The organism is Pseudokineococcus marinus (genome assembly GCF_013004605.1).
GTDB lineage: Bacteria > Actinomycetota > Actinomycetes > Actinomycetales > Quadrisphaeraceae > Pseudokineococcus > Pseudokineococcus marinus.
Window position 1 is genome coordinate 1 of the sequence record NZ_JABEMA010000057.1, and the last position, 13,535, is coordinate 13,535.

Below are 13,535 nucleotides of genomic sequence, written 5' to 3' on the forward strand. Positions count from 1 at the left end.
CTCCGCCGGCTGGCGGGGGTGCTGCCGGCCGACGTCGTCGTGCGCGGCGCCCGGCCGGCGCCCCCGGGCTTCGACGCGCGCTTCGGGGCGCTGCGGCGCCGCTACGCCTACCGGGTGGTCGACGACCCGGCCGCTCGCGACCCGCTGCGCCGCGGCGAGGTGCTCGTCGTGCGCCGCCCCCTCGACGTGGCGGCGATGGCGCGGGCGGCGTCACCGCTGCTCGGCGAGCACGACTGGCTGCCCTACTGCCGTCCCCGCGCGGGCGCGAGCACCGTGCGGACGCTCCTGCGCCTCGGCTGGTCCCGGGCGCCGGACGGCGTCGTCGTCGCGGACGTCGAGGCCGACGCGTTCTGCCACCACATGGTCCGCTCGCTCGTCGGGGCGTGCCTGGCCGTGGGGGAGGGGCGCCGCGACGAGGGCTGGCCGGCGCGGGTGCTCGCCGCCGGCGTGCGCGACCCCGCGGTCGCCGTCGTGCCCGCGCACGGTCTCGTGCTCGAGGAGGTCGTCTACCCGCCGGACGAGGAGCTCGCGGCGCAGGCGGTGCGGGCGCGCTCCTACCGGGGGCCGGTCGCCCCGGGAGAGGGCGCCGGCACCGCGCGCGAGGTCCCGCGGCCGGTGGCAGGGTCGGGGCATGAGCACGACACCTGACGAGTCCAGCGCCGTCGGCGACGACGTCTACCAGCCCGACGCGGGCGGCGTCGACGACGCCGCGGTGGACCCCGACGTCCGCGACTACGACGACGAGAACAGCCTGGGGACGCTCACGCAGGACGAGGCCCTCGACCAGGGCTACTCCCCGCCGGAGCGCCCGCGCGAGCTCGGCCGCCACGGCACGACGCTCGAGGAGCAGCGCGAGGGCGAGAGCCTCGACCAGCGCCTGGCCGAGGAGGTCCCCGACCCCGCCATGGAGGTGCCCGACCCCCTCGCCGAGGACCCGGGGCCCGTGCGGCACGACGCCGAGATGTCGACGGGCGACGCCGACGACGTCGCGGAGCCGCCCGCCCCGGGCACCGAGGCCGACCTCGACACCGACGGCGAGCTGCTGGACGACCAGGTGGGCGACGTCCGCGCCGGCCGTCTCGTCGACCCGTCGGGGGGCATCGGGCCGGACACCGAGAAGGACGAGGTGGCCCAGGACGTCGGCATCGCGGGCGGCGCCGCGGGGGCCGAGGAGGCGGCGGTCCACGTCGTCGACGAGGACCGCGCCTGACACCCGCCTGAGGAGCCCCGCCCCGTCCGCGAGGCCACGCCCCGAGAACCCGGTGTCCCCGGAGCCCCGGCTCCGGGGACACTGCCGCGCGTGGGGCACGTCGAGCTGAACCGGGTCTCCCTCGCGCTGCCGGACGGCCGGCCCCTGCTGCGCGAGGTGTCGCTGCGCGTCGGGGACGGGTCGACGACGGCGCTCGTCGGACCCAACGGGGCCGGGAAGACGACGCTGCTGCGGCTCGTGACGGGCGAGGTGGTGCCGACCTCGGGCGCGGTGACGAGCTCCGGCGGCGTGGCCGTGCTCGACCAGCGCGTCGGGCGGGGCGGCCCGGGCGACGAGCGCGCCGTGCGGGACCTGCTCGTGGCCACCTCGCCGCCCCGGCTGCGCGACGCCCTCCTCGAGCTCGACGCCGCGGAGCTCGCCGTCATGGAGGTCGACGACGAGGCCGCCCAGATGCGCTACGCGCAGGCCCTCGTCGACGCGGGGGACGCCGGGTCCTACGACGTCGAGGTGCACTGGGACGCCGTCACGCGCTCGGCCCTCGGCCTGCCGTACGAGCGCTGCCGCTGGCGCGCCCTGTCGAGCCTGTCCGGCGGCCAGGCCAAGCGCCTGGCGGTCGAGGCCCTCCTGCGCGGCCCCGCGGAGGTGCTCGTCCTCGACGAGCCCGACAACTCCCTCGACGTGCCGGCCAAGCGGTGGCTCGAGGGGGTGCTGCGCGAGACGGCCAAGAGCGTCCTCTTCGTCAGCCATGACCGGGAGCTGCTCGCCCGGACGGCCACGTCCGTCGTCACCCTCGAGCCTGGCCCGGGCGGAGCCCGCGCCTGGACCCACGGGGGCGGCTTCGCCACCTGGCACGAGGCGCGGGCGGCGCGCACCGCGCGCCTGGAGGAGCTGCGGCGGCGCTGGGACGAGGAGCACGCCCAGCTGCGGGCGCTCGTGGTGGCGCTGCGCCAGAAGGCCACCTTCAACGACGGCATGTCGTCGCGCTACCAGGCCGCGCTGACCCGCCTGGCGCGCTTCGAGGAGGAGGGCCCGCCTCCGGAGGCCCCGCAGCACCGCCCGCTGCGGCTGCGGCTCGCCGGGGGGCGCACCGGGCGGCGGGCCGTCGTCCTCGAGCAGGTCGCCGTCCCGGGGCTGCTCGAGCCCGCGGACCTCGAGGTCTGGTACGGCGACCGGGTGGCGCTCCTCGGGCCCAACGGGTCGGGCAAGTCCCACCTCCTGCGCCTGCTGGCCGCGGGCGGCACCGACCCGGAGCCCGAGCACGCGCCCGCCACGAGCGACGTCCCGGTCGACCCGGTGGCCCACAGCGGGCGGGCCCGGCTCGGTGCGCGCGTGCGCCCGGGCTGGTTCTCCCAGCGCGAGCGCGGCAGCACCCACGGCGCGGACCCGGAGGGAGCGGGGGAGGGGGCGGGTGGCCGGAGGTCCGGCGACCGCCTGCCGACCCTGCTCGAGGTGCTGCACCGGGGGGACGGCGCCCGGGCGGGGATGGGGCGCGAGGAGGCGGCGCGCGCCCTCGACCGGTACGGGCTCGCCCGCGCGGCCGAGCAGAGCACCGACCAGCTCTCGGGCGGGCAGCGCGCCCGCTTCCGCGTGCTGCTGCTCGAGCTGTCCGGGGCGACGCTCCTGCTGCTCGACGAGCCGACGGACGACCTCGACCTCGAGTCGGCCGAGGCCCTGGAGCGGGCGCTGGCGGACTTCTCGGGGACCGTCGTCGCCGTCACGCACGACCGCTGGTTCGCGCGCGGCTTCGACCGCTTCCTCGTGCTGGGGGCGGACGGGCGGCTCGTCGAGGTGCCCGAGCCGGTGTGGGACGCCGTGCCGCCGGCGGCGGCGGACGGGGGGCGGCGGTCGCGGGCTCCTGAGCCGCTTTGACCGGCGCACCGGGGGTCTCGTACAGTCGTCTGCGAGTTCCGGGACGTGCCATGCCCTGCGCCGGCCGCGTCCGCCTCGTCGGACGTCGGCCGCGCTGCTCCTCAGCGCGGCAGCGCGTGCGACGAGCCCCGGACGAAGCAGCCCGGACCAGCCGGTCCGGAGGCCGTGGACGACCCCGACAGGACGAAGGCAACGACCGTGCGCACGTTCTCCCCCAAGCCCGCCGACGTCGAGCGCCGCTGGCACGTCATCGACGCCAGCGACGTCGTGCTCGGCCGCCTCGCGACCCACACCGCCTCGCTGCTGCGCGGCAAGCACAAGACGGTCTTCGCGCCGCACGTCGACACCGGTGACTTCGTCGTCATCGTCAACGCCGACAAGGTGGCCCTCACGGGCAGCAAGCGCGACCAGAAGATCGCCTACCGCCACTCGGGCTACCCGGGCGGCCTCAAGGCGACCTCCTACACCGAGCTCCTCGAGAAGAACCCCGAGAAGGCCGTGGAGAAGGCCGTCCGCGGCATGCTCCCGAAGAACAGCCTCGGCCGGGCGATGATCAAGAAGCTCAAGGTCTACTCGGGCCCGTCGCACCCCCACGGCGCCCAGCAGCCGCAGTCCTTCCAGATCACCCAGGTCGCGCAGTAGTCCCCTCGCGCCCGGCCCCCGCACCCGCTCCCGAGGAGAACTCGTGACCGTCCAGACCGACAGCACCGACTACCAGGACGGCGGGCTCGACACCACCGTCGAGACCGACGCCCCCAGCAGCTACACCAGCGAGTCCTCGTCCGTCGCGGGCTCCGGGCAGAGCATCGTCGCCCCGGCCATGGCGACCGGCCGCCGCAAGGAGGCCGTCGCCCGGGTGCGCATCGTCCCCGGCTCGGGCCAGTACTCGGTGAACGGTCGCGAGCTCGCGGCCTACTTCCCCAACAAGGTCCACCAGCAGCTCGTCAACGACCCCTTCACGGTCACCGAGCTGCAGGGCCGCTTCGACGTCATCGCCCGCATCGACGGCGGTGGCCCCTCCGGCCAGGCCGGCGCGCTGCGCCTGGGCATCGCCCGCGCGCTCAACGCGGTCGACGTCGAGGCCAACCGCGCGGTGCTGAAGAAGGCCGGCTTCCTCACGCGCGACGCGCGCGTCAAGGAGCGCAAGAAGGCCGGGCTCAAGAAGGCCCGCAAGGCGCCCCAGTACTCCAAGCGCTGACCTCGGCGGGCTCCTGCCCGCCGCGGAGCGCCGCACCGACCGACCTGCCAGCACCGACCGACCACCACGGAGGACCAGTGGCCAGGCTCTTCGGCACCGACGGGGTGCGGGGCGTCGCGAACGTCGCCGTCACCGCCGAGCTCGCGCTGGACCTCTCGGTCGCGGCGGCGCACGTCCTGGCCGACCGGGGCGCCTTCGCCGGGCACCGCCCTCGCGCCGTCGTGGGGCGGGACCCGCGCGCGTCGGGCGAGTTCCTCTCGGCCGCGGTCGTGGCGGGCCTCGCCAGCGCGGGCGTGGACGTCGACGACGTCGGCGTCGTGCCGACCCCCGCCGTGGCGTCCATCGTCGCCGCCTCGGGCGCCGACCTCGGCGTCGTCCTCTCGGCCTCGCACAACCCGATGGCCGACAACGGCATCAAGTTCTTCGCGCGCGGCGGGCACAAGCTGCCCGACGACGTGGAGGACGCCATCGAGCGGCGCTCGGGCGAGGAGTGGGCCCGACCCACGGGGGCCGGTGTGGGCCGCGTGCGGCGCGACGACGAGGCGGGCCCGGCGTGGGCGCGGGCCCTCGGCGCGTCGGCGCCCCACCGGCTCGACGGCCTGAAGGTCGTCGTCGACTGCGCCCACGGGGCCGCGAGCGAGCTGGGGCCCCTGGCCCTCGCGACGGCGGGCGCGGACGTCGTCGTCGTCGGGGCGGCCCCGGACGGCGTCAACATCAACGACGGCGTCGGGTCCACGCACCCCGAGGTGCTGCAGGCCGCCGTGCTCGAGCACGGCGCCGACGCGGGCGTCGCCTACGACGGCGACGCCGACCGCTGCCTCGCCGTCGACGCCACCGGGGCGCTCGTCGACGGGGACCAGATCATGGGCGTCCTCGCGCTGGCCCTGGCCGAGCGGGGCGAGCTGCGGCACGACGTCCTCGTGACGACGGTCATGAGCAACCTGGGCCTCGTGCTCGCCATGGAGGCGGCCGGCATCCGCTGCGCGCGCACGGCGGTGGGGGACCGGTACGTCCTCGAGGAGATGCGCCGGGGCGGCTACGCGCTGGGCGGCGAGCAGTCGGGCCACGTGCTCCTGCTCGACCACGCGACGACGGGCGACGGCGTGCTGACGTCCCTGCACCTGCTCGCCCGCGTGGCCGAGAGCGGGCGCACCCTGGCGGACCTGGCCGCCGGCATCCCGCGGCTGCCGCAGGTCCTCGTCAACGTGCCGGGCGTCGACCGCGCGGCCGCCGGCACCGACCCGGGGGTGCGCGACGCCGTCGCCGCGGCGGAGGCCGAGCTGGGCGACACGGGCCGGGTGCTCCTGCGCCCCTCCGGGACGGAACCGCTCGTGCGCGTCATGGTCGAGGCGCCGAGCGCCGAGACGGCCCAGGAGGTCGCCGACCGGCTCGCGGGCGTCGTGCGCCAGCGGCTGACCCTCCGGGAGGAGTGAGCCCCGCCTCCGGGGCTGGCGGGCGTGCGACCTCGGGCCCGGGTGCTCGGGGGGCTCGGGGGCTCGGGGCCTTGCAGGCGTGAAAGCGCTGGACCGCTGGGTGGGAGGCGGTCGATCCTGCCGCCGTGCGCGTGACGACCAGCCCCGGTGACGACCCCGCCTTCCTCGCCGAGGGCTTCGAGGCCTGGCACGCGGCCGAGGAGGCCGGGCGCCGGCACGGCCTGCCGACGGCGGCCCCGTGGCCGCGGGAGGAGGCGCGGGCCGAGCTCGCCCACCCGGTCCCGTGGGAGCCCGTCGTCGTGCTGTCGGCGGTGGACGACGGCGAGGTCGTCGGGGCCGCGCGCGTCGAGGCGCCGCAGCGGGACAACCGGGACCTCCTGTACTGCGAGATCGCGGTGCCGGCCTCCTCGCGGCGCCGCGGGGTGGGTTCGGCCCTCCTGCGGGCCGTCTGCGACCTGGCCGACGAGCAGGGGCGCCCCCGGCTGCTCACCGAGGTGGCCGTCCCCCTCGAGGCCGACGTCGACCGGTGGCCCGGCACGGCGTTCGCCGCGGCCACGGGCTTCTCGCTGGGGGTGGCCGACGTCCGGCGCGAGCTGCCGCTGCCGGCCGACGAGAGCCACCTCGACGCCCTCCGCGCCGCGGCGCTCCCCCGGTCGACGGGGTACCGCTGGGAAGTGCTGCGCGGAGCACCCGAGCCCGAGGACGCAGCGGCCATGGCCGAGCTGTCCTCGCGCATGCTCACCGAGGCACCGCAGGACGACCTCGTCGTCGAGGCGGAGGACGTGGACGCCGAGCGCGTCCTGGCCGAGCACCAGCGGTCGCTGGCGCTGGGGCGGACGCGCTGGGTGGCGCTCGCGCGCAGCGACGACGGCGCGACGGCCGGGTACTCGATGCTCGTCCGCAGCGAGCACGAGCCCGACGTGCTCCACCAGTGGGACACCCTCGTGCTGCCGGAGCACCGCGGGCACCGCCTCGGCCTGCTGCTCAAGCTCGACTGCCTCGCCGCGGCGCTCGCCGACGGGCGCGAGGAGGGGTGGGCGGGGTCTCTGCGCGCGGTGCGGACGTACAACGCGGCGAGCAACGGGCCGATGGTCGCGGTCAACGAGGAGATGGGCTTCCGCCCCGTCGAGCTGCTCCACGAGATGCAGGCCGAGGTCTCCGTGGTCCGGGCGGCGCTCGACGCACGGCTCGCGGGAGCCGCCGCTCCTCCGGAGGAGCCGGCGGCGACCGCTGCCGCCGGGAGTGCGGTGGCCGACGGGTCCTGACGGGCGTGGGCGCGGGCGCCGAGGCGATCGCCGCGGACGGTGTCCGGTGGCTGCGCACAGGTCGGTGGAGCGGGGCGTCGTCCACAGGCCGCGGGGGCCGTGGGGGCGTCGTCGCACCCCGCCCCTAGCCTCGTACACGTGTTCGAGGTGGGCGGGAGAGGGAGCGAGGGGGACGACGCCGTCCTGCCGTCGGCCTCACCGGGCGCCGGTCGGGGCGCGGGCTCCCCTGACGTGACCGGTGCTGCCGCGGGCGAGGACGGCGGTGTCGTCGAGCTGGTCGGCGAGGTCGGTCGGGTGCGGTCGGCGGTGCGGGCGGGCGCGCTGGGGCGGGTGCAGGCGGTGGTCGTGCTGGAGGCGGCGCGGTCGAGGGCGTGGGCGGGGCTGCTGCGGCAGGTCGCCGCACTGGTGGACGAGGTCTCGGTGTCGGGTGGCCCGGCGGCGCCGGTGGCCGACGGCGGCGACGGTGACCCTCAAACGGGTGCGGTCGGTGTCGCGACGCGGACCGCAGGCGCCAGCGCCGACCCACATCCCGCACCAGGGCGGGATGCGGGTGTGGCGTTCGAGGCTGCCGCGGCGGAGCTGGCGGTCGCGCTGGTGGTGCCGCTGCGGCGGGCGCAGGACGTGGTCGCCGAGGCTCTCGCGGTGACGACGCGGCTGCCGGTGACGTTGGCCGCGTTGGAGGCGGGGCGGATCGACCCGCAGCGCTCCCGGCTGGTCGCCGACGAGACCGTCGCCCTGTCGGCTCCTCACGCGGCGGCGGTCGATGCGGCCCTGGCCGGTGACCTGGGCCCGTTGACGGTCCCGGCGTTGCGGGCGCGCGTGCGGCACCTGGTCGCGACGACCGACCCCGAGGCGGTGCGCCGGCGGGTGCGGCGGGCGACGTGCGCCCGCGGGGTGCGCCTGTTCCCGGTCGAGGACGGGATGGCGCAGCTGGTGGCGACGGGCCCGGTGCTGGACCTGGCGTGCGTGTTCGAGCGGTTGACCACGACCGCGCGGGCCCGCGCCGGCGAGCACGGGCGCACCGACCCCCACGCGGCGACGTCCGCGGGCCTGGACCCCCTCGCCCTCGCCGACGGTGGAGCGGGGTTGCCGGACCGGCGGGGTATCGACGCCCGCCGCTTCGACGCCCTCGTCGACCTCGCCACGACCACCGACCTCACCACCACCGAGCTCGCCGCCACCAACCTCACCACCACCGACCCCGCCACCGGCGCTCACGCCACTGCCGGTGCTGCCACCCGCGCGGACATGAACGCCAGTGCGGGGACGGCTCCGGCCGCAACGACGGGTGTAGCGCGGGCGCGCAGCCCGCACGGCCCGCAGGTCACCGTGGCCCTGACCAGCCTCCTCAGCCTCGACGACGACCCGGCCCAGCACCCCACCCTCGGACCCGTCCCCGCGGTGGCGGTGGCCGAGCTCCTCGCCGCCGGGCACCGCTTCCGCCGCGCCCTCACCGCACCGCTCACCGGCCACCTCGTCGGCATCGACGGCCACCTCCTCACCCTCGAGCCCACCACCACGGCCGGGCAGCTGTCTGGTCCGTCGGGGAAGGGCTCCCGGACCACACCCGCCCGACGCGGCCGCGCAGCGGCGATCACCGTGCGCGTCGACACCCCCGGCGACCCCTCGCCGCCGCCACCGGAGTCGCCGGCGTCGACGTCGCCACCCAGCGACCCCGGCGAGACCGCAGCCCCCGCCGCAGCCGGGACGACAGCCGTGCCCGCAGCCGCACCGGCGGCTGGGAGGCCAGTCGTGCGCGCAGCCGCGACCGCAGCCGAGGCGTCGTCGTCGCCTTCCCTGCCCGAGCTGGGGGCGGGCTCCTCGTCGACCTCGCGGCACACCTCGCTGCGCCACGCCGCCCGACGCCCCGGCTGCTCCTACGCGACCGCGACCGGAGGGCCCGGCCCCTACGCGCCCACCGACGCCTGCGCCCGCTGGGTGCGCACCCGCTCACCCCGCTGCCAGGCCCCCGGCTGCCGCACGCCCGCGACCCGCTGCGACCTCGACCACCGCGCCTCCCACGCCACCGGCGGGCCGACCTGCCCGTGCAACCTCGACGTCCTCTGCCGCCGCCACCTGGCCAAGCACCACCACGGATGGACCGCCGCCCCCACGACCGACGACGACCCCACAGACCCAGGGCTCACCTGGACCACCCCGCTCGGACAGGTCGTCCACGTGCCCGCCCACCCGCTGCTGCCCCGACCCGCACCCCGCGCCACCGATGGCGTCCGCGCGAAGACCGACGCCCTCGACGCGGCCGCCGCCGCCCTCGACGAGCGGCTCCTGGGTGCCGCTCGCTACCCCACCCGCGACTCCGCCGCCCACGACCTCGACCGCCTCCACGCCGAGCTCGCCCACCAGCAGGAGGAGGTCGCTCGTGGCGGCAGGGAGCGCGGTCGAGCGGGCGACGGTCGGCCCGCCGAGGACGTGGTGGGAGGCGTGGACGGACTGGTCGGCCCGGCCGACGGCGCAGGGCCGCAGGAGAGGTGGGGCGACGACGGTCCACCGCCCTTCTGAGGGCCGGCGCGGCGCCGTCCGGGTCGTCCGTCGGGGCGTGACGGGTCGTCGCGGCGGAGCGGGGCGGAGCGGGGCGGAGCGGGGATGAGCGGGGCAGTGCGGGCGAGGCGGCAGAGCAGGGCGGGGCGGGCGTGGACCGGGTGGGCGCAGCAGCACCCGCGAGAGGGAGGAGAGGTCAGACCTTGCGGAGCCGCACCCGCCGCACGGTGTGGTCGGCGTCCTTGGTGAGCACGAGCGAGGCGCGCCCGCGCGTCGGGAGCACGTTCTCGACGAGGTTCGGCTCGTTGACGGCGCCCCAGATCTCCAGGGCGAGGGCCTCCGCCTGCTCGTCGGAGAGTCCCGCGAAGCGGCGGAAGTAGGACTCGGGCCGGCTGAAGGCCGTCTCCCGCAGGCGCAGGAAGCGCTGGACGTACCAGCTGCGGACGTCGGTGGTGCGGGCGTCGACGTAGATGGTGAAGTCGAAGAAGTCGCTGACGGCGAGCCCCTGCCGGCCGTCGGCGCGGGGGCGGGCCGGCTGCAGGACGTTGAGCCCCTCGACGAGGAGGACGTCCGGCCGGCGGACGACGACCTCGGCGCCGGGCACGATGTCGTAGACGAGGTGGCTGTAGAGCGGGGCCCGGACCTCCTCCGCCCCCGACTTCACGGCCTGGACGAAGCGCAGGAGCGCCCGCCGGTCGTAGGACTCGGGGAAGCCCTTGCGCTGCAGCAGCCCCCGCCGCTCCAGCTCGGCGTTGGGGTGCAGGAAGCCGTCGGTGGTGACGAGCTCGACGCGCGGGGTCCCCGGCCACCGGGCGAGGAGCTCGCGCAGGACGCGCGCCGTCGTCGACTTCCCGACCGCCACCGAGCCGGCGACCCCGACGACGAAGGGCGTCGGGGCCGTGCGCTCGCCGAGGAACTCGGCGCGCGCCGCGTGCAGGGAGCGCGCCGCGCCGACGTACAGCTGCACGAGCCGCGACAGCGGCAGGTAGACCTCCTCCACCTCGGCGAGGTCGATCGGCTCGCCGAGGCCCCGCAGGCTCTCGAGGTCCTCCTGCGTCAGCCGCAGGGGGGTGGCCGGCGCGAGGGCGCTCCAGGCGTCCCGGTCGAGCTCGACGTAGGGGGAGGAGTCGGCGGCCACGGGCGCCGATGGTGCCAGCCGGAGCCGACCGTCCCCGCACGTGCACCGGTCACCAGGGTGCGTCGGGCGCCGGGGCGACGGGTGGGCGCACCTACGCTGGCGGCCATGTGCGGGATCGTGGGCTACGTCGGAGCGCCGGGCAGCGGGGGGGCGCTGGACGTCGTCGTCGACGGCCTCGCGCGGCTGGAGTACCGCGGCTACGACTCCGCGGGCGTCGCGCTGGCGGGGCCGGGCGGGCTCGCCACGCGCAAGAAGGCCGGCAAGCTGGCCAACCTCCGGGCCCTGCTCGAGGCCGCCCCGCTGGAGCCGGCGTCCACGGGCATCGGCCACACCCGGTGGGCCACCCACGGCGGTCCCACCGACGCCAACGCCCACCCCCACCTCGCGGGCAGCGGCGACGACGAGGTCGCCGTCATCCACAACGGCATCATCGAGAACTTCGCCGCGCTGCGCGCCGAGCTGGAGGCGAAGGGCGTCGAGCTGGCCTCCGAGACCGACACCGAGGTCGCCGCCCACGTCCTCGCCGGCCACGTCGCGGCCGTGCGCGGCGAGGGCCTCGACGGCGGCGAGGCCCTGGCGGAGGCGCTGCGCCGCACGTGCCGCCGCCTCGAGGGGGCCTTCACGCTCCTCGCCGTCCGCTCCGGCGACCCGAGCACCGTCGTGGGCGCCCGGCGGAGCTCCCCGCTCGTCGTCGGCCTCGGCGAGGGCGAGACCTTCCTCGGCTCCGACGTCGCCGCCTTCATCGGCCGCACGCGCGACGCCCTCGCCCTCGGGCAGGACGAGGTCGTCACCATCACGGCGGAGGGGGCGACCATCACGACCTTCGACGGCGAGCCCGTCGAGGGCTCGCCCTTCCACGTCGACTGGGACGTCGAGGCCGCCGAGAAGGGCGGCTACCCGTCCTTCATGGCCAAGGAGATCGACGAGCAGCCCCGCGCCGTCGCCGACACCCTGCTCGGCCGCAGCGACGCCGAGGGCCGGCTCGTCCTCGACGAGGTCCGCATCTCGACCGAGGAGCTCGCCGCGGTCGACAAGGTCGTCGTCATCTCCTGCGGCACCTCCTCGTACGCGGGGCAGGTCGCCAAGTACGCCGTCGAGCACTGGTGCCGGATCCCCGTGGAGGTCGAGTACGCCCACGAGTTCCGCTACCGCGACCCCGTCGTGGACGAGCGGACCCTCGTCGTCTCCATCTCCCAGTCCGGCGAGACGATGGACACGCTCATGGCCGTGCGCCACGCCCGCGAGCTCGGTGCGCGCACGGTGTCGATCTGCAACACCAACGGCGCGACCATCCCGCGCGAGTCCGACGCCGTCCTCTACACGCACGCGGGCCCGGAGATCGCCGTCGCCTCGACGAAGGCCTTCCTCGCCCAGATCACGGCGTGCTACCTGCTCGGCCTCTACCTCGGCGCGCTGCGCGGCACGGCGTCCCCCGAGCTCGTCAAGGAGGTCCTCGAGGACCTCCACGCCATGCCCGACAAGGTGCAGCAGGTGCTCGACGGGCTCGAGCGCGTCCGCGAGATCGCCCGCTTCATGGCCGACTCCCGGTCCGTCCTCTTCCTCGGGCGCCACGTCGGCTACCCGGTGGCGCTCGAGGGCGCCCTCAAGCTCAAGGAGCTGGCGTACATCCACGCCGAGGGCTTCGCCGCGGGAGAGCTCAAGCACGGCCCCATCGCGCTCATCGACGCCGGGCAGCCCGTCTTCGTCGTCGTCCCGCCGCCGAGCAGCCCGCACGGCCTCCACGGCAAGGTCGTCTCCAACATCCAGGAGATCCGGGCCCGCGGCGCCCGCACCCTCGTCATCGCCGAGGAGGGCGACGAGGGCGTCGTCCCCTTCGCGGAGGAGGTCATCCGCGTCCCGGCGTGCCCGCCGCTGCTCATGCCGCTGCTGACCGTCGTGCCGCTGCAGGTCTTCGCCGCCGAGCTGGCCGCGGCCAAGGGCCTCGACGTCGACCAGCCGCGCAACCTGGCCAAGTCCGTCACCGTCGAGTGAGCCGGTCGTGACGGCGGGCGGCCTCCCCCTCGGCGGTGCGGCCGGCGCGGGCCTCGGTGGCGGGGGCGTCGTGGGTGGCGGGGGCGTCGTGGGGGTGGGCGTGGACGTCGTCGGCGTCGAGCGCTTCACCGCGGTGCTCGACCGCGGGGGGGCCGCGCTGCGCGCGCGCCTCTTCGACCCCGACGAGGCGGACCTGCCCGCGCGCTCGCTGGCCGCGCGCTTCGCGGCCAAGGAGGCCCTCGCCAAGGCCCTCGGTGCGCCGCCGGGGATGCGCTGGCGGGACGCTCGCGTGCACCGCGGCGAGCACGGCGCGCCGTGGGTGGAGATGCGCGGCACCGTCGCGGAGCGGGCGGCCGCCCTGGGGGTCGGGGCCGTGCACGTGTCCCTCTCCCACGACGCCGGCATCGCGACGGCCTTCGTCGTCGCCGAGCGCGTCCTCGGCGCCCCGCCCCGCCTCCCCACGACGCCGGACGTCCTGCCTCCCCAGCCGGCGCCGCCCCGCCCGGGCCCGACGCACCCGGGCCCGACGCACCCGGACCCGACGCACCCGTCCTGAGCGGCGAGGCCCAGCGGCAGCGCGCCCTCGCCCCACCCTCGCCCGCCCCACCCTCGCCCGCCCCGCCCTCGCCCGCACCGCCCTCGCCAGTCCCGCCCCCGCCAGCTCTGTCCCCACCGGCCCCGCCGTCGACCCGCAGGAGCCCCGATGACCAGCGCCCACGACGTCGAGGCGGTCCGCGCCGCCGAGCAGGCGGCCGCCGCCGGCCTCCCCGGAGGGCTCGTGACCCTCGTCGAGCGCGCCTCCGCGGCGCTGGCCGGCGTCGTCGGCTCCGAGCTGCGCGCCGCGGCCGGGCGGGTCTACGGCTCCCGCGCGGTGCTCCTCGTCGGCTCGGGGACCAACGGCGGCGACGCGCTGCACGCGGGGGCCCTCCTG

10 protein-coding genes and 2 pseudogenes are annotated in these 13,535 nt (G+C 77.1%); 11 read left to right on the forward strand and 1 reads right to left on the reverse strand.

The window, feature by feature from the left end; translation table 11 throughout:
- From HLB09_RS05940 to HLB09_RS05975, 8 genes are all read left to right on the forward strand, one after another.
- Positions 1-648, forward strand: a 648-nt coding sequence (locus tag HLB09_RS05940; RefSeq protein WP_212770621.1) for a tRNA pseudouridine synthase A, incomplete at its 5' end; no start/stop codon positions are given.
- The gene (locus HLB09_RS05945) at positions 632-1,210 is read left to right on the forward strand and encodes a DUF5709 domain-containing protein (protein ID WP_171202485.1); all 579 of its coding nucleotides are present in this window, start codon (positions 632-634) and stop codon (positions 1,208-1,210) included. The genes HLB09_RS05940 and HLB09_RS05945, both read left to right, overlap by 17 nt.
- Positions 1,211-1,300: 90 nt before the next feature.
- Entirely contained in the window at positions 1,301-3,079 is a 1,779-nt protein-coding gene (locus HLB09_RS05950) for an ABC-F family ATP-binding cassette domain-containing protein (RefSeq protein ID WP_171202486.1), read from the forward strand.
- Between the two features lie 198 nt (positions 3,080-3,277).
- On the forward strand, positions 3,278-3,721 hold the full coding sequence (gene rplM / locus HLB09_RS05955; RefSeq protein ID WP_171202491.1) for a 50S ribosomal protein L13: 444 nt from the start codon (positions 3,278-3,280) through the stop codon (positions 3,719-3,721).
- A 43-nt stretch (positions 3,722-3,764) separates the two neighbouring features.
- The gene (gene rpsI / locus HLB09_RS05960; protein ID WP_344553529.1) at positions 3,765-4,277 is read left to right on the forward strand and encodes a 30S ribosomal protein S9; all 513 of its coding nucleotides are present in this window, start codon (positions 3,765-3,767) and stop codon (positions 4,275-4,277) included.
- A 77-nt stretch (positions 4,278-4,354) separates the two neighbouring features.
- Positions 4,355-5,710: a phosphoglucosamine mutase gene (glmM, locus tag HLB09_RS05965; protein WP_171202487.1), complete on the forward strand. Its 1,356-nt coding sequence runs from the start codon at positions 4,355-4,357 to the stop codon at positions 5,708-5,710.
- 125 nt (positions 5,711-5,835) lie between these two features.
- Positions 5,836-6,975 carry a GNAT family N-acetyltransferase gene (locus tag HLB09_RS05970; protein ID WP_171202488.1) on the forward strand — a complete coding sequence of 380 codons (1,140 nt, stop codon included), beginning with the start codon at positions 5,836-5,838 and terminating at the stop codon, positions 6,973-6,975.
- 138 nt (positions 6,976-7,113) lie between these two features.
- Positions 7,114-9,495 (forward strand): HNH endonuclease signature motif containing protein, encoded by a 2,382-nt coding sequence (locus HLB09_RS05975; protein ID WP_171202489.1) that lies wholly within the window; start codon positions 7,114-7,116, stop codon positions 9,493-9,495.
- 175 nt (positions 9,496-9,670) lie between these two features.
- Here HLB09_RS05975 and coaA read toward each other — a convergent pair whose 3' ends face one another.
- Positions 9,671-10,612 carry a type I pantothenate kinase gene (coaA, locus tag HLB09_RS05980; RefSeq protein ID WP_298801371.1) on the reverse strand — a complete coding sequence of 314 codons (942 nt, stop codon included), beginning with the start codon at positions 10,610-10,612 and terminating at the stop codon, positions 9,671-9,673.
- 105 nt (positions 10,613-10,717) lie between these two features.
- On the opposite strand from coaA, the gene glmS reads away from it, so the two are divergent.
- The 3 genes and pseudogenes from glmS to HLB09_RS05995 form a co-directional block, all read left to right on the forward strand.
- Complete coding sequence (gene glmS, locus HLB09_RS05985) at positions 10,718-12,604, forward strand: glutamine--fructose-6-phosphate transaminase (isomerizing) (protein ID WP_171202490.1); 1,887 nt, start codon at positions 10,718-10,720, stop codon at positions 12,602-12,604.
- A gap of 70 nt (positions 12,605-12,674) precedes the next feature.
- Positions 12,675-13,037: pseudogene (locus HLB09_RS05990) on the forward strand (holo-ACP synthase); the annotation flags it as partial.
- Positions 13,038-13,307: 270 nt separating this feature from the next.
- Positions 13,308-13,535, forward strand: a pseudogene (locus tag HLB09_RS05995) (bifunctional ADP-dependent NAD(P)H-hydrate dehydratase/NAD(P)H-hydrate epimerase); the annotation flags it as partial.